Annotated in this window: 1 protein-coding gene; it reads right to left on the reverse strand. The window is 65.7% G+C overall.

Features of this window, described 5'->3' with window-relative positions; translation table 11 throughout:
* Positions 1-1,788: beta strand repeat-containing protein (locus AC07X6_RS28300; RefSeq protein WP_494793187.1), on the reverse strand; the 1,788-nt coding region annotated here is incomplete at both ends.

The raw sequence follows: 1,788 nt of genomic DNA on the forward strand, positions 1-1,788 counted from the left end.
CACGCTGTAAGTGTACGGCGCCGTACCGCCCGCGGCCGTCAGTGTCGCAGAGTAGGCCGCTTCCGCCGTCGGATTGGGCAAGCTGGCTGGCGTCAGAGCGAGTGTCGCCGAAGTCACTGGCAAGGTATAGTTTCTTGTTGCCGTGAACTGGCGTGTATCCGTCACTTTTACAGTCAGCGCAAAACTGCCGGCTGCCGTTGGCGTACCGCTCAGTACACCGCTGGCGCTAAGCGCCATGCCGGCTGGTACGCTACCGGAGACCACAAACGCATAGGGTCCGATACCGCCGCTGGCCGTCAGTTGCTGGCTGTAGGCCGTACCAACTGTCGCGCCCGGCAAGCTGGCTGGCGTGATATCCATCGCGGACGTCACCGTCAAGGTATAGCTTTGCGTTGCCTGGGTATTTACGCCAGCCACTGCGGCTTGCGTCGCAGTAATGCTACTGGTACCAGCGGCCACGGGCGTAATGACGCCAGCGCTGCTGACGGTGGCCACGCCCGCATTCGAACTGGAATAGCTGAGGGCACCATAGCTGCCACCCGCGAGGCTGGAAGTCGCCACGTTGGTCAAGCTATTCCCCAATGGAACGGATGCCGCGGCCGGTGTCGCAAACGTGATGACGCCGGTCGGGATATACGTAAATTGATCCGCCGCGCTGCTGGCACTGGTACCGCCAACTGTAGTGACTTTCACGTCCACCACGCCCAAGCTGCCCGATGGACTGATGGCCGTGATCTGCGTAGCACTGTTGACCGTAAAGCTCGTGGCTGCCGTAGCGCCGAATCGCACCGCCGTGGCGCCACCAAAACCCGTGCCGGTGACGACCACGCTAGTACCGCCAGTGATGGCACCGGAAGCAGGCGCAATGCCGGTGACCGCCGGTACCGCCACATAGTTGAACTGGTCCGAGGCGCTGGCAGCACTGGTACCGCCCGTCGTGGTAACCCGCACATCGACCGTGCCGGTACCGCTTGGCGCCGTGGCCGTGATCTGTGTGGCGCTGTTGACCGTAAAGCCGGTGGCTGCCGTGGCGCCGAACGTCACCGCCGTCGCTCCGGTAAAACCGGTGCCGTGAATGGTGACGCTGGTGCCGCCCGTCGTTGGCCCGACCGCAGGCGACAGGCCGCTCACTACCGGCGCACCAACATAGGTGAACTGATCCGCTGCCACCGCCGCGCTGGTGCCGCCAATGGTAGTGATGCGCACATCGACAGTGCCGGAACCGGCTGGCGCCGTCGCCGTGATCTGCGTGACGCTGTTGACCGTAAAGCCAGTGGCTGCCGAGGCGCCGAACATCACCGCCGTCGCGCCGGCAAAGCCGGTGCCGTGAATAGTGACGCTGGTACCGCCAGTGGCAGGACCTGCCGCCGGCGCAATGCCGGTGACCGCCGGTGCCGCGACATACGTAAATTGATCGATGGCGCCGGTGGCGCTGGTACCTCCAGCCGAGGTGACACGCACGTCGACCGTGCCGGAACCGGCGGGGGCCGTCGCCGTGATCTGCGTGGCGCTGTTGACCGTGTAGCCGGTGGCCGCCGTGGCGCCGAAGGTCACCGCCGTCGTGCCGGCAAAACCGGTGCCGTGAATAGTGACGCTGGTACCGCCAGTGGCAGGACCTGCCGCTGGCGCAATGCCGGTGACCGCCGGTGCCGCAACATACGTAAATTGATCGGCGGCGCCGGTGGCGCTGGTGCCGCCCGTCGTGGTGACGCGCACGTCGACCGTGCCGGAACCGGCGGGGGCCGTCGCCGTGATCTGCGTGGCGCTGTTGACCGTGTAGCCGGTGGC

It is taken from the genome of Janthinobacterium sp. GW460-12-1-14-LB5, from assembly GCF_059423585.1.